The organism is Syntrophales bacterium, assembly GCA_023228425.1.
Lineage (GTDB): Bacteria > Desulfobacterota > Syntrophia > Syntrophales > UBA2210 > MLS-D.
In genome coordinates this window covers 80412-98832 of sequence record JALOBE010000005.1, presented here as the reverse complement: position 1 = coordinate 98832, position 18421 = coordinate 80412, and the positions used below count along the sequence as shown (strand labels likewise).

Genomic DNA, 18421 nt, shown 5'->3' with positions numbered 1-18421 from the left:
GTATCATATCTTGTGTCACTGACGAGAAAGGGGTACCACCGATGATATTCCAAAACCCCAAAGGAGGTACCCCCATGACCAAAGCGATAGTCGTACATAGTCTCTCGCACATTTTTGTCTGCGTGTCACTTTTTCATCAAATACTCAGCCACGGCTTGATAGGCCGGCAAGGAGGTTGGATCAATCTGCGCGTTATTCGCCGTGGGAAAAGACGCGAAGCGCACGATGACCATATCGGCGGTTGGGTCCACATAGATGGTTTGACCATGAACTCCACGTGCAGCAAAAGCACCATGCTTATTATGGAACACCCACCACATACTGCGGTAGCTCCCGCCTTTAAGCATTTCATAGCCAGCCTTGGCAAAGGCTTGCTTATTACCGCCGGCCCGGATGTTCTCCACAACCTCTTTCGGGAACAACTGTTGCCCATTGATCTTGCCGTCGTTGAGCAATAGAAGTCCAATACGTCCCAAGTCCCGCATACCTGCACTGAGTCCGCCGCCCGCAAACGGTGTTCCCTTGGCGTCCACGGTCATATATCCATCCAACTCCGCGCCCATCCTGCTCCAGATACGCTCCGACAACAGGTGCGCAAGATCCCTGCCAGTGACCCGCGATATCACCCAGCCAAGCGCATCCGTGTTGATTGTCCTGTAGCCGAAAGCCTCGCCGTGGACGCCGTCCTGCCTGACGGTTTGCAGATACTCAAAATAGCCGTTCGGACCTTCATAATCCTTTGGTTTCGGCAGTGGGCTCGCCGCCTTTGAATAAATCCAGATATCCGCTTTTGGGTCAGCGTAGTCCTCGCTGTAGTCAAGAGCCGTGGTCATGTCCATGATCTGGCGCACAGTCGCACGGCCAAAGGCGCTATCCTTGAGTTCCGGGACAATTGAGGCAGCCTTCACTTTATCGTCCAGCTGTCCCTCAGCCACCAGGATCTCGGCCAGGAGTCCCGTAATCGACTTGGTCATCGACATGGCGGCATGCGTACCCATCTCGTCGAGACAACCAAGGTATTTCTCATAAACGGTCTGGCCCTTGTGAAGAATGAGAATGCCGTCGGTATAATTCGCTGACAGGGATTCCTTCCATGTCATGGGTTTTGCGCCATTCATGGGCGTGAATTTCACGGCATCAATATCATCATCGAGTGCGTAGAATAACGGGACCGGCGCTTCGATACCCCTGCTCACTTGCTTTGTGGGCATCAGTTCCCGAATGTGGCATACCGTCCAGCGCAACTTCGGAAAGCTGAAAAAATCCGCTTCCGGCTGCATAATCAGCTTTTCTGGCGGCGGGGGAAATCCCTTCATCCAACCCATCCGCCCGGGATCAGTTTTTTCTGCGCCCGGGTAAGAACCGGGTTGCGCATTGGATTGCGCAAAAAAACAAAATACGGTGAGGAACCCTGCGAGCAGGGAGAGTGATATGCGGATTGGGTGCTTCATGGTGCCACCTCCACGTCGGTTATTACATTCCTCATTCCATGATGAGCGAACCGACCAAGCTCAGCCGCGGGTTTACCGAAGCGAAGCGGAGGCAGGACTGTCGGCTGGATCGCCTTGTTGGGCATGAGCGAACGCAGCTTTGATGGTAGCCTCATCGGGGATGGATCTGGCTTGCCAGCGCACGATACGAATACCTGCTGAACCCAAGGCCTTGGCTTTCTTTGCATAGAAGGGCCACGGCGCCTCGCCGGCACCACCGCCTTTTTTGGCTTTTACGACGACGAATAGAACGGCTGCGATGACGGCAATGACAACCAGTAAAAGCAAGAAGTCCATGTGCTGTTTCCTTTATGCCCGACAGTGTATGGGCGGATTCACATAAGACCCGCGATTGTCTTTTCCTGTCCGTATATGACGCCGATGAATATATGCAATGAACCGCGATACTGTCAATTATTCCGAGTACCCACGGCATTCATCGCGGCCACGAGCCGCTTGTCGCCGGACAGGTTCGCCGGCACCTCCCTTACTTCAGCGCGGGTCATGACAACGGGAAGGTGCCTCGGCTTGCGGGCCCGTATCACCTCTGCCCCCTGCGCAACCGGATGCAACACATACTTCTTTCCTTCAAAAACCTTTCCTTCGGCAAAACAGTCATCCCTGTCGGACAGTCTCTGTGTTCATGGGTCGGCGGATGGGTTATTGTGCTGTCGTCGCAGAAGAGGTGTTTCGTGCTTGAATGCCTCTCCCGCTGTCGCTTTCTTTTTCGGTCGGGGTGGAAGTTGTCTGGCAGATTACAGTGTATGTCTATGACAAAACGGTGGCAAAATTGCAATAGGTTTTCATGCTTGTGATAGTTGCCCATCGGTGCAATAGAATAGACAGAAACATCATAATCATATCAAGCCATACCGGTTGGTTGCTATTTCACGTAGGGCGTCGTCTCTTTGTGTCGTCCCGCCAATCTCCATTATGAATGCTCATTACGGGGCATGTTCTCCGAATAGCTCGCTTTATTTTTGGAATAGGTCAGCGTGGCTTCCCGCCCGCTCGAAGACAACGCGGTTGGACTCAATTACATAAATCAACAGCCAGTCGGATTCAATGTGGCATTCCCGTCGCCCCTTCCAATTGCCAATCAGCCTATGGTCACGATGAATGTCGTCAAGGGGTTCCTCGGCCACTAAAGAACGGATTATTATTTTCAGTTTTTCGAGGTTTTTGCCGCGTCTTTTCATCCGCTTGGAGTCGCGTTCAAACTGCTTTGTGTATACGGGCGCCGGCATCAGATGCCCAACTTTTTGAACATATCATCGGCATCATTGCAAATAATCAGTTCACGGCCCGCATCCGTGTTGGTAAAGGTCTTGCGAGTGACCTCGTTGGGAATGGCTACGTCAAAAGGCAACCCTTTTTTTAATTCGACCTGCTTATAAAAAAGCGTAATCGCTTGAGTTGTCGTCAGCCCAAGCCGGCGGAATATGTGCTCAGCCTTGCCTTTTAAATCGGGCTCAATTCTGGCTCTGATGGTGGATGATTTAGCCATTGCTACACCTCCATGTGAGTTTGCTCGAGCGTATCCCAAATGGGGTACAGTGTCAAGAGGGACGTACTTAACTATTTAACCCAGATTTTCCATTAGAGAATTTGTAGGATCAGGTTTCGCCGCATGGTAGGTCTGAGGCTATTGGCCCACAGACCGCTGAACCAAGCCTGTTTCTTTCGTGGGAGAGACAAGAGCAAATGATTCTTGCCGTTGCCGCCCTTCCATGAACCGCCCACCGCCAGTATCATCCCGTGCAAAGTGGAAAGGGTGTGCTTCACGCGGGTCTTCATTACGGCCTGACGAAACAGACTCATCAGATTGTACGCCGGCATGGCAAAGGACAAATCCGCCTCGGTCGCCCAGAACTTCTTCATGTTGAAGGCATCGAGCCCGAAATCGGCCTTCACCCCTTTGATCCGGCTTTCCGCATCCGCCCTTCCCCGGCAGGTGCGCCAGACCTCAACCGTCGGCAATGCCAAGTCCGTTACGTATGCACTGTATCGCCATCTTTTGGCCGCCGGATCATCAGCAAACAGACTGAGGCTCTTGCCGGGAGACTCCCGGTCTGAGGCGGACTGCCGTATGACGATAATGCGGCGTGCCTTCTTCCAAACGGCTGCCTGGTACTCGATTTCGGTAATCTCGATCCCCTGCTTCAACGCCCACCAGTTCCCTGCCCTGTAAATCGCCCGCTGTAGGGTATAGGTCAGCTTCGCAGCAACCACATAAGGAATATGCTACAACTCCAGCGCAGAGAGAAAGGGAAGGAATCATCAAAAAATCCGCTGTCGGCACGCAAAAGGCCTACGGTCTTGCCCGGCAGATGGGCAAGGGTGGATTCGAGAAATTGCAAAACGTTGTCCCACTGTGCACATTCCCCGGGCGAAGCCAGAAGGTGGCAACAAGCCGATACTCAGCAATAAACGCCAACAGCGGATGATGGCTCGGCCGTCCGTGCCGGGCTGGATTGTAGCCGCGACCGGCCCCCTCCTGTTGCCTGGTACGGGTCACCACCGTCGAATCAAGGTCAAGGGCGACACTCTTCATGGAAGGAAGCTTGTCAAACAGCCGTCGATACATGTTCCCCTGCACACGCTCATTCGTCAGCATGTCAAACCAACCGAAAAGACGAATGAGCGCCTTGAACTCGGCAGAGCAAGACCACCCAAAAAGACGGCACAGCACGCTATCCAAACGAACCATCTCCGCTGAAAGCATCCTGGGAAGAAGACTATCAGGAATGGTCCCGGCGCAATCTGAGCGACAAGGAGTATGTGTACTTCTGGGCCGACGGCATGTACTTCAACGTTCGCCTTGATGATGACCGGATGTGCATCCTGGTAATCATCGGCACCGACAAGGAAGGCAACAAGGAACTGGTGGCCATCGGTGACGGCTATCGTGAGAGCACGACCAGCTGGAAGGAGGTTCTTCTCGACCTGCGGCGTCGGGGCCTGAAGAATGCCCCCCGTCTCGCCGCTGCCGATGGCTGCCTGGGGTTTTGGGCAGCCCTTGAGGAGGTATTCCCCCGCTGTCGAGAACAGCGCTGCTGGGTACACAAGACTGCCAACATCCTGGACACGCTTCCCAAGAGTATGCAGTCGAAGGCAACGTTCCCTATCCATGACATGTATCATGCCGAGAGCAAGGAGTCGGCCCTGGAAGCCTGTGATCACTTTGTGCATGCTTACAAGGACAAGTATCCCAAAGCCGTGGCGTGTCTTGAAAAAGATAAAGAGGTGCTCTTTACCTTCTATGATTTTCCTGCGGTGCACTGGATTCATATACGGTCCACCAACCCTATTGAATCGACCTTCGCCACGGTCCGGCATCGAACGAAGCGAACCAAAGGATGTGGATCCCGGACGGCCACCCTGACCATGGTCTTCAAGCCGGCCCGGAAGACCTGGAAGAAGCTCAGAGGGTATGCCATGATTCCCCTGGTATTGGAAAACAGAGTGTTCATCAACGGAAAATTGCAGGAAGCGGCATGATCACATGACGAAGGGTACGGAACTCGATCCACAACATTTGACAATATCTCCTTCGCGGCGCGGCTTAACTCAAGCGTTATGCCCTAATGAATAAAAAAACACTTGACACTGCACTTGCACTTTGTTATCTTATGAGTCATAGAAAATATAACTTAACTCAGGAGGTCATCGCATGGGTACTTTAACAGAGCTTCAAGACGAGAAAAACAAAATATTATCGGCTATCTCCAAAGCGGCTAGTGAAGGGAAAACCGACATTGTCTTGGCAGAAAGTGAAAAATTAGAAAAAATTGAAAATCTTATTTCTCGCCATAAACAAATTACTTCAGAACTTGAAGGACTGAAAAGTGGCACTCTACAAATAACACAATCAAAAACTCGGCGTGTTGTGACCACCCCTGTTAGTGGGTCAAGATCAGCGCAGATGGTTGCCTCAAGAGTGCTTGGAGAACAAATTCGTAGTGAGTTCTTAAGAAAACGCGAGGCAGAAGGTATCCACCTCCAGTTGATTAAAGGAAAGACAATATTTCGTACTAGGTCAGGAAAACTGGTTGGCCTTGCTGTTGCTACAGAAAGACAACCATATCGTTGGTTTCTTGGTTTGCCAGCTGGAGGCTTTGATCATGCCGTGCTTTTATGCCAGCGCGAAAATGGAGAAGTTATAGATGTTCCTCTTCCGGAGAATTTTTTTGAGAAATATGGTAAAGATATGAGCGAATCTAAGGGGCAGCTCAAATTTAATGTGGTCAGCAGAGGTAGAGGCTTGTTTGTGCAGGTTCCTGGCACTGACGGAATAGACGTAAAGCCATTTGCAAGGGACTATTCTTTTCTGTCATAGTTTACTCAAGATAAAACAACTTGGGCAATAAGCGTGACTATAAGTGTATAAGATTAAAGTAAATTGGCATAACCAACCGCTGCACCCGATCGCGGGCCGCTGGCCCGCTCCGGGTGAGCTTTTCGTTAGGTTTGGAGGAGAAAACACATGAAGAAATACGCTGCAGTGCTTGCCATCCTTTTCATCTTGACCGGTTGTGCTACCGGCGAGTTGATGTCACGTCTCCGACCGGGAATGCCAAAACAGGAAGTAATTCAGACCTTGGGTAATCCAGACGGTTATCAAGCGCGAGGTGAATATGAGGCGCTAAAATACTCTCACCGCCTTGTAACAGGCTGGACTAGGGACAGAGCCGACTATTTCGTGATCCTGAAAGATGGAAAAACAGTCGAGTACGGCACCGGCGAGGTCCGAGTCAAGGATGTCAATAGCAACGTTCTCTTTTTGGTACCCTTGCGCTGAGTTTGCTTTATGCAAGCCCCTGATTTCGCCAATCGTCAACTACTCGATATTATATCGGGAAGGTTATTCTTTGATTCGGCTGGCAATTGAGCATCTGCTTTTTGAGGAACTAATCATGAGCGTAGGGGGTCAACTTGACCGGAAAGAATATGAAAAGTGCAAAGGCAGAGGCATCAAGTTGGCGAAGATTATTCGTAAGCTCAGTCCCGATTATCGTCAGCTTGTCATTTTTACCAGGACTATTTTCTCACTCATCCCGAACAGTCCTCCACTAATTGAATGGGAGCATGAAAAGCTCCTTAAACACTGGGGGACTATTTCCTCCTTCCTTCATTGGGCCGGTGAGGCAAAAGAGACCTTCGAGTCGTCTCAGTGGTTTATAAAAGAGCTTGAAACGATAGAGAGTGCTGCCACGTACCTTTGGGAAAAAATGAGGTCTGGCTATTCAGGGGCCATGATGCCTGAAAGAATGGTGTCAAGAGGGACGTACTTACCTGTTTAACTTACTCCTGCCGTCCCGGGTTTCACCAGATCTCAGCCCGACTCTGAAGATGGAGGATTTAACCCGGGGCATCAGACACCTGGGTGCGTGATGTCGGCCGTCATCGTCAGGTCGTTTCCCTCAGCGGCGAATACCTCGTGCGGCGTGATTCGTACGAACCGTGCCGTTCCACGACTGTGCCTTCAGGAGTCAACGCGATCAAACCCTTTCACGTGATAGCCATCCCCTCGAATCATCGAGGAAGCAGAAGAAGGCTTCCGCCAGTGTCACGGGCGAGAACTGGCGATGGCGTTGTGAAATCAAAAATTGACCTCTTTCGAGAATAAGGTACACTACGGAAGACCTTTATCTGAATTTTGTCATTTCGAGGAGCATCGCGACGAGAAATATTTCTTTAATATCGATATGTTGCAAGATTTCTCCTTGCGGTCGAAATGACAAAATCGATAGTTTTAAAGGTCTCTACGGATTGCTACCTTCAGGGGGAGGCTTATCACGTGTCGACAATCTGTTCACAAACCATAGAATTCTAACTGTTCACCAGGAAAGGAGGACACATTCCATGATAGAGGATCCAAAAAAATTTCTTGACGGTTTTCAAGGTGCAGTGGCGCGATTTCATAAAGCCGATAAGAACACCCTGAAAGCATTCACGAATCTAAATGAAACCGCTCTCCAGCCGGGTGCGTTGGATCGAAAAACCAAGACATTGATGTGCCTTGCCATCGGTATTGCCCATGGCTCAGAATATTGCGTGGCCGCTCGCGCCGCCCAGGCGAAAGAAGCCGGAGCGACCCGCGAGGAATTATTGGAATCGGCCTCGGTTGGTCTGTTGATGGGTGGCAGTCTGGCCTTCGGCCCAATTTTGACGGTTTTCATGAATACGGTTTCTATGCTTTTCCCGGAAGGATCTGGCACGTGAATCTGAAGCACCTATGACGGCTTCGTAAGAAGGTTCGCGGGCACGCACGGCACACGCATCCCGAGGTATGAGGCGTTCCGTGATGCACATCACGGTGACGAGGGAATGAATGCGACGAAGCATCCGGTTATAATACCAAGGGTCATGCCTCCGTTACCATTGTACGAAGCCGTCACTGTTTTTCCCTGCCTTCGACCTCCACACACCACCGACGGCCGGCACCAGCCCGTACAGCCTGGAAAACGACACGTCACGGGGGATTGGTCGGATCGAACATGTGTCTTTGATTGTTTCCCTTAGAATATGTCCGGAACAATGCCGCGATCCCGAGCACAGGCCACCGTCTTGAGTGGTTCAATTCGGCTAAGGCTAATGGAGGATGGTCCGGGTTAAAATGACTAATTGACAGGGCACACCAAATGGTTTAGCTGGACGATCACGATCAGCGGTCTTGTTTTGCCCTCCAGGGAGCATTCTTTTCCGCACATTGCCGGCATATCCATGATGCATCGATCGACCGGCATAAGTATTATTTCCCCCGTACGAAGGAGGTCGGAGTATGTCCCACAATTCGCTATTGAGTCCCCGCATGAAAAAAATAAAGGAAGAAATACTGGACTCGCCTGTCTATGTTGATACTGAGCGAATCCGTGTGCTTCTGGAATCTTACAAGGAAACGGAAGGGCTTCCTCCGGCCGAGCGAAGGGCCGCGTATTTTGAAAAATATCTGGGGGAGAAGACCCTTTTCATTGACGACAATCCCCTGGTCGGCGATTTCGGCAAATATAAGCTCTCGGCAATGCCCTGGATAGAAATATCCTGCCGCTGGATGAGTAAAAACCTTGAGGGCTACCGCCTGCACAATACCATGGGAGAGTATGTCATCGATGATGAGGCCATGAAGGATATTCATGAAGCCGTTAGAGTCTGGGGCGATACATGCGCCTATTCACGAGCGCGGTCGATTTTTGAGGAGTCAACGGGAACGGACTGGGCAACCCTGGGCAAAACGGGGATGTATATCGACGGCTGCGGCCTTCCCCTCCCTTCGGTTATTTGTACGGAACCGGCTCAAATGGCGGCCGGGGGGCTTCGTGCTCAATTGGAAAAAATCGCCGCCAAGGAAAAAAGTCTGCCGCCCATTGGAACGATCCAGACAACGAAACAGAGAATTTTGTTGAGGGCCATGCGCAAGTCCCTGCAGGCAGTCATCAACTGGGCTCATCGCTACGCGGAACTCGCCCGGGAAACGGCAAAAACGGAGAAGAATCCCGGGCGGAAGAAAGAACTCTACCACATGGCCACGGTATTGGACTGGGTGCCGGAAAACCCGGCGCGGACATTTCACGAAGGTATTCAGTCCACACTGTTGCTTTATATGGCCTCTGTAATCGAAATGTCCTGTCCGGCAGGGTTAGCCATCGGTAACATATCCCGACCCCTCACCCCGCTTTATCTCCGGGACCGGGAAGAAGGGAGAATCACTGAAAAACAGGCAATCGAACTTATTCAGGGTTTTTTCGCAAAGATCATGGGAGCCACCATCTATGCATCCAACGTCTGGAGTACGGCAGGCCAGGGATTCAACGCCTGCCGGATCAGCATGGGCGGCTATACGGCGAAAGGAGATGACGGCACGACGGAACTGGATTACTTGCTGCTCGAAGCCCAGAAACAGATGAAGGTAATCGAACCGGGCCTGGCCTGCTATTACACCGACAAAATGCCCGAGGACTTTCTGCTCAAGTGCATGGAATTGATCAAGGATTCCGGCTTGGGACAGCCTCAGTTCCATAATACCGACAAGACGATCGAACGCTGGCTCTATAATTTCCCCGGTGTTTCCCTGGAAGATGCCCGAGAAAGAACGGTGCTGGGTTCCTGTGTTGTCAGCGTGCTGGGTAATTTGACTAATCCCCCTTGGGAGGGGGCGTTTAATGTGGCAAAAATGCTTGAAATTGCCCTGAACAACGGCATCGATCCCTATACAGGGGAAAAGGTCGGCCTGGAAACAGGCGATCCGGCGGCGTTCACCTCTTACCAGGAATTGCACGACGCGGTCAGAAAGCAGCTCGCCTATCTCCTGGAACAATGTCGTTTTTTCGATTCAACAGGATTCGCGCTGCAGGCGGAAATTCTTCCCCAGACCTTTTCGTCGGCAATAATAGACAATTGCATCGAAACGGCGACTGATTTGAGTGAAGGCGGCCAGTGCTTCGGCGAAATGGGAACAATAATCGTTGGGAATATCGATCTGGCCAATTCGCTCGCCGCTATCAAAAAGCTGGTTTTCGACGACAAAGTATTGTCGATGAGCCAACTCACAGATGCTTTGCAGGCTGATTTCCAGGGCACAGAATATTCACGGATTCAGAAGCTGTGCCTCAAGGCTCCGAAGTACGGCAATGACGATCCTTACGTCGACGATATAGCCCGGGAGTGGTTCGATATTTTCTATGAGGAAGCGACGAGGCAACCAGACTGCATGGGAAATCCTTCCGTACCGGAGGCATATTCTCATTCCCTGCACTGGCACACGGGAGCGCGAACAAAGGCTTTGCCAAGCGGAAGAAAAAGCGGTCTCGCCCTCTGCGACGGCAGTGTTTCCGCCCAGGCGGGAACTGATGTTGCCGGTCCCACCGCCCTTGCCCGTTCCGCGGCGCGCGTGCTGGACACGGTAAAATACTCATCAAACCATCTGAACATGAAACTCCATCCGTCGATTTTTAAAGACGGAGACGGGATGAGAAAGGTCATAGCTCTGATTAAATCCTATTTTGATTTAGGCGGATATCATGTGCAATTCAACAGCATCTCCAATGAAACCCTGGTGGAGGCGCAACGCAATCCCGAAAAATATAAGAATCTGACTGTACGGGTGGCCGGTTTCAGTGCCTATTTCGTCCGGCTCGACAAGGGGATACAAGATGAAATCATCAGAAGAACGATGCTGACGATCTCGTAAAAATCGATGCCCGATAGAGGACGGCTTTTAAAAAGCTCCTTGAGACACGGCGCGCACGTCTTGAGGAATGAGGCGTACTGTGAGGTACGCCGCAGTGACGAAGGCCGGAGCGCAATCAGGCATCCGGCTACAGTACCGGAGGCATGCCCCCGGTACCTTTTTACGAGGACGTCAATGCCGAGCTTTCAGAATTGACGATCACTTCCTGCTAAGGCGAAATCAACTGTGGATGGCATGGTGTTTGATGTTCAAAACTTTTCTCTGAATGACGGGCCCGGTATCCGAACAACTGTTTTTTTCAAGGGATGTCCGCTTAAATGCTCCTGGTGCAGCAATCCCGAATCCCAAAGCGAGAAAGTACAACTCCTGTATTATAGAAACCTGTGTCTTTCCTGTTACAGTTGCATAGAAGCCTGTCCAAACGGAGCCAATACGATTAAGAAGGACAAAACGGTCTTTCTGGACAGGGCGGCCTGCAGGGCCTGCGGGATATGTGCCGACGCTTGTCCCTCCGGCGCAAGGATAATGTCCGGGAGATCGATGTCGGCAGAAGAAATAGTCGCTGCTTCCACAAAAGACAGTCTTTTTTATCGCAATTCAGGCGGAGGGGTCACCTTTTCCGGAGGAGAACCGCTTATGCAGGCGGAATTCATCCGCATAATTTCAAGGAAACTGAAAGAAAAGGGCATTCACTGCGTTCTCGACACCTCCGGATACGCCGCTTGGGAAAAGGTGCGATCAGTCCTCCCTTACATCGACCTTCTGTATTGGGATATAAAATGCATCGACCCGTCTAAGCACGAGCGCCTGACCGGTGTTTCCAATGCGCTGATCATCAGCAATCTGGAAAAAACGCTCGCTTTGGGCAAAAAAGTCCTGATTCGGCTACCGTTCATTCCCGGCATCAATGATGCTGATTCCGACATTGAGCGGGCGGGAATGTTTCTTCTGCGACTGGGCGTCGAACATGTCGATGTGCTACCCTACCATAACCTTGGCGTGGGAAAGTACAAGGCATTGGACAGGGTATATTTCCCCGGCTCGCGAAAGATTTACCGGAGGGAAGAAATCACCGGCATATGCAAGAGGCTGGAAATGGAATACGGTGTATCCGCCGGTATTGTCTAGCTGGTGATTGCCAAGGCATCGATAAGGGGAAAATGTGCCGGCGTAGCGATAATACAAGCCGCCATCCTCCCCTTTTCCGACTTCATACCCTACAATGAAAGTCGCGTTCCACCGCAGGCTATGGGTGAAGAACGACAGGCAACGGAGGAAAAACCTCACCCTCTCGCTGATTCCCTTTCTTTTTTTTGACATTTCCATAAAATTCGATTAAACTTAAGATTATTCGTCGTTCCCACCACTGTTACCATGTTTCAGTTCTATATGCTGCGACGGTCTATAGGGAGGATTCATGGCCGACCGGTCGAAGACCACTCAAGATCCGAGCAAAGAGCTCTCTCTCTTGGAAGAGCAGGAAGCACTGCGCGAAAGGGCGGCACGATACAGACTCCTTGCCGAGGAAATGACGGATGTCGTGTGGATTCGGGATTTGGATCTGCGCGTTATCTATGTCAGCCCTTCAATTGAAAAGATGCTTGGATTCACCCCTGAAGAATGGGGGCTTCAGAGTATTGCCGACCAGTTGACGCCGGCGTCACTGTCACTTGTGTATGATACTCTGGCACGGGAACTCGCCCTCGAAAAGCAGGCTATTGCGGACCCGGACAGGACCGTAACTATTGAATCCGAGTATTATCACAAAGATGGTTCGACCCGCTGGGGAGAAACCCTTATCAGTGGGATCCGCAATGATCAAGGAGCGCTGGCCGAGATTCACGGAGTTACCAGGGATACTACCGGACGAAAGTGGGCGGAAGAGGAATCTCGCAAAAAAGACAGGACAATAAGCGCATTTTTTGATGCCGTCCAGGAAAGCATGGTGTTGATCAATCCGGAAGGTATCGTCTTATTGTCAAATACGTCGGCATCCCGGAGATTAGGAAAGGAACTTCAGGAATTTCAGGGAACCTGTTTATATGACCATTTCCCGAGAGAAACAGCCACACGCAGAAAGTATCAATACGACAAAGTGATTGCCACGGGTAAACCGGTTTTTTTTGAAGATACCCGAGAAGGAAGGACCTTCGACCAGCGCTGCTACCCCGTCTTCGACGACGAGGACAGGGTGACCGGTGTTGCCATATTCGCCCGTGAAGTAACCGATCTGCACCTCGCACATGAAGCACTCCGGGAAAGTGAAGAAAAGTATCGCACTCTTTTTGAAGAGTCTCACGACGCCATCCTGTCAGTCTCTCCTGCCGGCCAGGTCCTCGAAGCCAACCCGGCGGCCTGCGCTCTGTTTGGCAGGTCGATTGATGAGATCCGTACGATTGGTCGAAACAAAATGGTGGATGATTCCGATCCCCGCCTGGCGGCGGTGCTGGAAGAACAGGAAAGAAACGGCCTGGTCGCGAATGCGGAGGTGACGCTTGTACGGGCCACGGGTGAGACGTTCCCCGCGGAAGTGTCGTCGAAACCATTCACCGACAGACGAGGTCGGCACAGAGCCTGTATGATCGTACGGGACATTTCAGAACGCAAGAAACTCGAAGCGATTACCAGAGAACGCCTCATCCGGCTCAATAAGCTGGCTGCCAATACACCGGGAATCATCTACCAGTTCATGCGGAATCCTGATGGAACCTACCGTATCCCCTTTGCCACTGAAAGCATCAGGAATATTTTTCACTGTACTCCCGATGATGTGCGCGAGAGTTTCGCACCCATCATGGATGTTGTCGTACCTGAAGACCGAGATATGTTACTGAAATCGATTGAATCGTCAGCGAAGGACATGCGTGACTGGGGATGCGAATTTCGTGTCCGGATTCCCGGCGGAGGGATCAGATGGATCATGGGAAAGGCTACGCCCGAGCACGTACCGGACGGCGGCACGCTCTGGCACGGATTCGCGGGGGATATAACGGAAAAAAGAGAATCCCAGGAAATCTTACGTATTGCCGTCAAAAGACTCGAGGCACTCTGGAATGTTACGCTTCTTCCCGCGGACGATATGGCAGGCGTCGCAGATCAGATTATTATGTCGATAACGGATCTGACGGAAAGCCCCCTGGCATTTTTCGGCTATTTGAATACGGATGAGTCGGTCATGACCGTTCATTCCTTCTCCGAAAAGGCAAGGAGAAGCTGCTTTGTAATCAACGAGCCCACCACCTTTCCTGTTGCGGGAGCAGGCCTCTGGGCCGAGGCTATCCGCACCCGCAGACCTCTGATAGTAAACGACTTAACCGCCGTCGGGCATCTGCGGGGAGGGTTCCCTGAAGGTCATGTCGTTCTGCGAAACCTGATGATCGTTCCCGGACTCTCCAGGGGGAAGATCACCGCCATCGTGGCTGTCGCCAACAAAGCAGCAGATTACGATGATCAGGACGCCAACCTCGTTGTCTCCTTTCTGGGAAACATCGAATCTATCGTTGAAAGCAAGAATGCCCAGGAAGTCCTGAAAAGAAGCGAGCATAACTTCCGACAGTCGCTTGAAGATTCTCCTTTCGGTGTGCGCATAGTCTCGAACGAGGGAGATACGCTGTATGTAAATCGTGCCTTCCTGGATATATTTGGATACGACAGCAGCAGCGAAGAGGTTTCTCCGGCTCCTCTCTATACTATGAAAAGCCTCGAGGAGCGCGAGGTTCGTAGAGAAAAACGACGCTCCGGCATAGCCGGACGAGAGGAATACGAAATCGAAATCATGGGGGAAAATGGGACAACCCGTCACTTGCAGGTCTGGCGAAAACCCGTTCTGTGGAACGGGAAGGGACAGTTCCAGGTTCTCTATGAAGATATAACCGCCCGTAAACAGGCGGTCGCGGAACGGGAGCAAGCCTGGAAAGAACTTGGACGGTCGCAGGACACCTTGTCAAGTATCATCGAGTTTCTGCCCGACCCTACTATGGTTATCGATAATGAAGGAAGGATCATTGCGTGGAACCGTGCAATTGAGGCACTAACCGGCACCGCAAAAGAAGATATGCTCGGCAAGAACGACTCTGAATACGCTCTTCCTTTTTACGGAGACAGGAGGCCCATGCTGATCGACATAGTCCTCCACCCCGAGCTCGAGGGGCACACAGACCATTCCCGTATCGGATGGCAGGGAGATACTCTTTACGGGGAAGCCCTCACACCCGCCCTATCGAAACAGGGTCTGTATTTGACGGCCACGGCATCGGCGCTTCGAGACGCGGAGGGGACCGTTATCGGGGCCATTGAATGTTTCCGGGATGAAACAGAGCGCATAAACCTCGAAACCCAGCTGCAGCAATCAGAGAAATTGACCTCCTTAACCCGCATATCGGCGGGTGTTGCCCATGAAATACTAAACCCCGTGGGCATCATGTCCGTGGCCCTGCAGATCGTGGGACACATGAAAAACATCCCCCCGCATGTCTCCGACAAACTCAACGTCTGCATGAACCAGATCGACAGAATTGTCGCGATCACCGATAATCTGAAGGAGCTTTCGCGGCCCGAAACCCAGCACGATATGATCCCTGAAGATATCAACGACGTGATTTCCCGGGTTATCACGGTATATGGGACTCAGATGAAGATAGAGGGAGTCATGACTGACGTCCTGCTGGATCCATCGCTGCCGGCAATTCCTCTGAACAGGAAGAGGATCGAGCAGGTATTGATAAATCTTTTTTCGAACGCGATGGCTGCCATGGAAAAAGTGGACCATAAGCTGCTGACGATAGAAACAAAAAAATATCAGGAGACAAGCAAGGGTACTTTTCTGAGAATCGTTGTCTCTGATACAGGAACAGGCATTGAGAAAAAAAATATTCGCAAGATTTTCGAGCCCTTTTATACCACGCGAAGCCAGGGTAAAGGGATGGGTCTTGGCTTGTCGATATCTCATGCAATCATTCAACAGCACAACGGCAGCATCTGGGCTGAAAACAATGAGTGGGGAGGAAGCACTTTTATCATACAACTGCCTGTAAAAGGAAATACCCATGCCGCATCACAGCCGGATGATTAATTCAAAGGATCGGAGCAAAATTCTCATTGTCGATGATGAAAAGGAAATGGTAGGGTATCTGTCTGAATATTTTGTTTCCAGGGGCTACAGAGTATATGCTGCGGTTGACGGATCAGAGGCACTGCGAAAGGTCGAAACCCTTAATCCTGACGTAGTCCTGCTCGATCTCCTTATGCCGGGGATACACGGAATGGAGGTCCTGACACGGATAAAAAGCTCTCATCCCCGGACGGCAGTCGTCATCATGACCGCCCTTATTAATGAAACGGTCGCGGAGGAGGCTCTTGAAGCAGGCGCCGATGCGTACATTGCCAAGCCCTTCAATCTTGAAAAAATCGAGACTCTCATACGATCTGTCATCGATCGTTATCGATAAGAGGCAATTACCAGGGATGCTACCTGATGTGATGGAGGTGTACCATGTCGGAAAAAGTGAGGAAGGTTCTCGTAGTCGATGATGAAGAAGATTTTTGCTCTCTTACGAAGCAGGCGATCAAGGCGATGACTAATTTCAAGGTAATGACCGCCACCGACGGCAGAAAGGCAGTTAGTCTGGCAAAAAAAGAAAACCCGGATGTTATTCTCCTCGATATTATGATGCCTGGTATGTCCGGCTCTGTAGTTGCTGAGGAACTGCTGGAAAACCCCCGGACAGCCTCGATTCCCATTATCTTCGTTACCGCGATTGTGAAGGATTCAGAGATTAAAGACAGTGATGGGATGCTGGGCAACAGAATGTTTATTGCCAAACCGATCAACGTCAACAATCTGCTTGAGAAGATGCACATGGTGCTTGGACTTCCTCATGTTCCAAAGGAAACATCGGACGAGGATGGATGGTTCCTGACGTAAGTATGCGCCACGTACGTTTCTCTCATGTTCGTGTTTTACCGCGGCCGTTGTTCCTCCTGGTCACTGAGACGTACCCCACGATACGCCTCAGTGATCAGAATGCGCGCGCCGTGCCTCGAGGACTTTTTGTAACACCCTTCTCTATCGGACACTTTCCTACTCAACGATGCCCGCGCTTATAGCACGTTAGTTTTGTGATACAGGCCCGCCGGAGGCGGGCTGTGACGCTTTGTACGAAGACGTCGTCGTGATCACATCACGGTATCATTTCGTTTCGCTCATCGCGATGCCCAACGCGTCGGCTACACCTTCGCCATAGGCAGGGTCAGCTTTGAGGCAGTTACCAATATGGCGGATCTTGATCTCCGTGGGCGCATCGCCCATGGCCCGGGCCGTATTATCGAAAAGCGCCTGTTGCTGCCCGGCATTCATCAGGCGGAAGAGCTTGCCCGGCTGCGTATAATAATCGTCGTCCTGGGGATAGTGGTCCGCGGCTCCATCCAGTGCCAGAGGCGGTTCCCGGAATTCGGGCTGGTCTTGCCATTCGCCATAGCTGTTCGGGTCATACCCCAATCTACTTCCCTGGTTGCCGTCGACGCGCATGGAACCGTCACGATGGTAGATGTTCGTTGTGCAGCGCGGCGCATTGACAGGAATCTGGTGATGGTTGACGCCGAGACGGTAGCGCTGGGCATCGCCATAGGAGAAGAGCCTTCCCTGCAACATCTTGTCCGGTGAGAAACCGATGCCGGGCACAATATTAGCGGGGTTGAAGGCCGACTGTTCAACCTCGGCAAAGTAGTTTTCGGGGTTCCTGTTCAGTTCGAGAGTACCGACCTCGATAAGCGGGTAATCCTTGTGGTACCAGACCTTGGTCAGGTCGAACGGGTTGTATGGCATCCCGGCCGCATCTTTCTCGGGCATCACCTGAATAAACATCGTCCAGCTCGGAAAATCCTTGTCCTCGATCGCTTCATAGAGGTCGCGCTGATGACTCTCGCGGCACGTGCCGATCACTGCCTCAGCCTCGGCATCGGTCAGGTTTTTTATACCCTGCCGGGTGCGGAAGTGGAATTTAACCCAGAAACGTTCGTTTTGCGCATTTATCATGCTGAAGGTATGGCTGCCGAACATGTGCATGTGGCGGTAGCTCAACGGTATGCCGCGATCGCTCATGGTAATGGTGATCTGGTGCAAGGCTTCAGGAAGCGAGGTCCAGAAATCCCAGTTGTTCCTGGCGCTGCGCAGGTTGGTACGCGGATCACGCTTCACCGCGCGGTTAAGGCCGGGGAAGCGCAACGGATCGCGCAAAAAAAAGACCGGTGTATTGTTGCCGACCAAATCCCAGTTGCCTTCTTCGGTATAAAACTTGATGGCTGTGCCGCGAATGTCACGTTCGGCGTCAGCTGCTCCACGCTCGCCGGCCACTGTCGAAAAACGCAGAAAGAGCTCGGTTTTCTTGCCGACCTCCGACATTATCCTGGCCTTGGTGTAGCGGGTAATGTCGTGGGTTACCGTGAAGACGCCGTAGGCGCCCGACCCCTTTGCGTGCATACGTCGCTCGGGTATGACCTCGCGATCGAAGTGGGCCAGTTTCTCCAGAAACCAGACATCCTGAAGCAGCTGCGGCCCCCGGGGACCGGCGGTCATCACATTTTGATTGTCCGCGACGGGCGCCCCGGAAGCTGTTGTCAGTTTCTTCGTTCCATTGTTCATCTTCATTCTCCTTTCCCGATTCGGTGTTTGAATCCAACGAAAAGTCGGGCGGCGCGGCTACCCGATGTCGTTCCTTGTTCCAGACGAAGGGGCACGAATCGC

At 51.7% G+C, this 18421-nt stretch carries 15 protein-coding genes and 1 pseudogene; 10 read left to right on the top strand and 6 right to left on the bottom strand.

Annotation, left to right across the window (positions count from 1 at the left end; genetic code table 11):
• Nucleotides 1–125 precede the first annotated feature (125 nt).
• The 5 genes from M0Q23_03225 to M0Q23_03205 form a co-directional block, all read right to left on the bottom strand.
• The gene (locus M0Q23_03225) at nt 126–1451 is read right to left on the bottom strand and encodes a beta-lactamase family protein (protein ID MCK9527657.1); all 1326 of its coding nucleotides are present in this window, start codon (nt 1449–1451) and stop codon (nt 126–128) included.
• Nucleotides 1452–1523: 72 nt separating this feature from the next.
• Nucleotides 1524–1787, bottom strand: coding sequence for a hypothetical protein (locus tag M0Q23_03220; protein MCK9527656.1), 264 nt, complete (start codon nt 1785–1787; stop codon nt 1524–1526).
• Nucleotides 1788–2464: 677 nt separating this feature from the next.
• Nucleotides 2465–2689: a type II toxin-antitoxin system YafQ family toxin gene (locus M0Q23_03215; GenBank protein MCK9527655.1), complete on the bottom strand. Its 225-nt coding sequence runs from the start codon at nt 2687–2689 to the stop codon at nt 2465–2467.
• Nucleotides 2690–2736: 47 nt separating this feature from the next.
• Complete coding sequence (locus M0Q23_03210; protein ID MCK9527654.1) at nt 2737–2997, bottom strand: type II toxin-antitoxin system RelB/DinJ family antitoxin; 261 nt, start codon at nt 2995–2997, stop codon at nt 2737–2739.
• A gap of 92 nt (nt 2998–3089) precedes the next feature.
• Nucleotides 3090–3656, bottom strand: a complete 567-nt coding sequence (locus M0Q23_03205; protein MCK9527653.1) for a transposase — start codon at nt 3654–3656, stop codon at nt 3090–3092.
• 543 nt (nt 3657–4199) lie between these two features.
• On the opposite strand from M0Q23_03205, the pseudogene M0Q23_03200 reads away from it, so the two are divergent.
• The 10 genes and pseudogenes from M0Q23_03200 (at nt 4200) to M0Q23_03155 (ending at nt 16603) form a co-directional block, all read left to right on the top strand.
• Nucleotides 4200–4991: pseudogene (locus M0Q23_03200) on the top strand (IS256 family transposase).
• Nucleotides 4992–5163: 172 nt separating this feature from the next.
• Nucleotides 5164–5829 carry a hypothetical protein gene (locus M0Q23_03195; GenBank protein MCK9527652.1) on the top strand — a complete coding sequence of 222 codons (666 nt, stop codon included), beginning with the start codon at nt 5164–5166 and terminating at the stop codon, nt 5827–5829.
• A gap of 147 nt (nt 5830–5976) precedes the next feature.
• Complete coding sequence (locus M0Q23_03190; GenBank protein MCK9527651.1) at nt 5977–6291, top strand: hypothetical protein; 315 nt, start codon at nt 5977–5979, stop codon at nt 6289–6291.
• 115 nt (nt 6292–6406) lie between these two features.
• Nucleotides 6407–6793: a hypothetical protein gene (locus M0Q23_03185; protein ID MCK9527650.1), complete on the top strand. Its 387-nt coding sequence runs from the start codon at nt 6407–6409 to the stop codon at nt 6791–6793.
• Between the two features lie 562 nt (nt 6794–7355).
• A complete protein-coding gene (locus tag M0Q23_03180) occupies nt 7356–7715 on the top strand; it encodes a carboxymuconolactone decarboxylase family protein (GenBank protein MCK9527649.1) in 360 nt (119 codons plus the stop codon).
• Between the two features lie 559 nt (nt 7716–8274).
• Nucleotides 8275–10680 (top strand): hypothetical protein, encoded by a 2406-nt coding sequence (locus M0Q23_03175; protein ID MCK9527648.1) that lies wholly within the window; start codon nt 8275–8277, stop codon nt 10678–10680.
• A 234-nt stretch (nt 10681–10914) separates the two neighbouring features.
• Nucleotides 10915–11808 (top strand): glycyl-radical enzyme activating protein, encoded by an 894-nt coding sequence (locus tag M0Q23_03170; GenBank protein MCK9527647.1) that lies wholly within the window; start codon nt 10915–10917, stop codon nt 11806–11808.
• A 289-nt stretch (nt 11809–12097) separates the two neighbouring features.
• On the top strand, nt 12098–15751 hold the full coding sequence (locus M0Q23_03165) for a PAS domain S-box protein (protein MCK9527646.1): 3654 nt from the start codon (nt 12098–12100) through the stop codon (nt 15749–15751).
• Complete coding sequence (locus M0Q23_03160; GenBank protein MCK9527645.1) at nt 15726–16127, top strand: response regulator; 402 nt, start codon at nt 15726–15728, stop codon at nt 16125–16127. Before M0Q23_03165 ends, M0Q23_03160 begins: the two co-directional genes overlap by 26 nt.
• Nucleotides 16128–16171: 44 nt before the next feature.
• Nucleotides 16172–16603: a response regulator gene (locus M0Q23_03155; GenBank protein ID MCK9527644.1), complete on the top strand. Its 432-nt coding sequence runs from the start codon at nt 16172–16174 to the stop codon at nt 16601–16603.
• A gap of 264 nt (nt 16604–16867) precedes the next feature.
• On the opposite strand, the gene M0Q23_03150 is transcribed toward M0Q23_03155, so the two are convergent.
• Complete coding sequence (locus M0Q23_03150; GenBank protein ID MCK9527643.1) at nt 16868–18319, bottom strand: catalase; 1452 nt, start codon at nt 18317–18319, stop codon at nt 16868–16870.
• Between the last annotated feature and the right edge of the window lie 102 nt (nt 18320–18421).

Bases quoted from the DNA above. Each gene is read 5' to 3' on its own strand.
- M0Q23_03150 (MCK9527643.1), bottom strand. From the start codon at position 18,319: ATGAACAATGGAACGAAGAAACTGACAACAGCTTCCGGGGCGCCCGTC.
- M0Q23_03190 (MCK9527651.1), top strand. From the start codon at position 5,977: ATGAAGAAATACGCTGCAGTGCTTGCCATCCTTTTCATCTTGACCGGT.
- M0Q23_03195 (MCK9527652.1), top strand. From the start codon at position 5,164: ATGGGTACTTTAACAGAGCTTCAAGACGAGAAAAACAAAATATTATCG.
- M0Q23_03180 (MCK9527649.1), top strand. From the start codon at position 7,356: ATGATAGAGGATCCAAAAAAATTTCTTGACGGTTTTCAAGGTGCAGTG.
- M0Q23_03170 (MCK9527647.1), top strand. From the start codon at position 10,915: ATGGTGTTTGATGTTCAAAACTTTTCTCTGAATGACGGGCCCGGTATC.
- M0Q23_03225 (MCK9527657.1), bottom strand. From the start codon at position 1,451: ATGAAGCACCCAATCCGCATATCACTCTCCCTGCTCGCAGGGTTCCTC.
- M0Q23_03160 (MCK9527645.1), top strand. From the start codon at position 15,726: ATGCCGCATCACAGCCGGATGATTAATTCAAAGGATCGGAGCAAAATT.
- M0Q23_03155 (MCK9527644.1), top strand. From the start codon at position 16,172: ATGTCGGAAAAAGTGAGGAAGGTTCTCGTAGTCGATGATGAAGAAGAT.
- M0Q23_03210 (MCK9527654.1), bottom strand. From the start codon at position 2,997: ATGGCTAAATCATCCACCATCAGAGCCAGAATTGAGCCCGATTTAAAA.
- M0Q23_03215 (MCK9527655.1), bottom strand. From the start codon at position 2,689: ATGAAAAGACGCGGCAAAAACCTCGAAAAACTGAAAATAATAATCCGT.
- M0Q23_03175 (MCK9527648.1), top strand. From the start codon at position 8,275: ATGTCCCACAATTCGCTATTGAGTCCCCGCATGAAAAAAATAAAGGAA.
- M0Q23_03185 (MCK9527650.1), top strand. From the start codon at position 6,407: ATGAGCGTAGGGGGTCAACTTGACCGGAAAGAATATGAAAAGTGCAAA.
- M0Q23_03165 (MCK9527646.1), top strand. From the start codon at position 12,098: ATGGCCGACCGGTCGAAGACCACTCAAGATCCGAGCAAAGAGCTCTCT.
- M0Q23_03220 (MCK9527656.1), bottom strand. From the start codon at position 1,787: ATGGACTTCTTGCTTTTACTGGTTGTCATTGCCGTCATCGCAGCCGTT.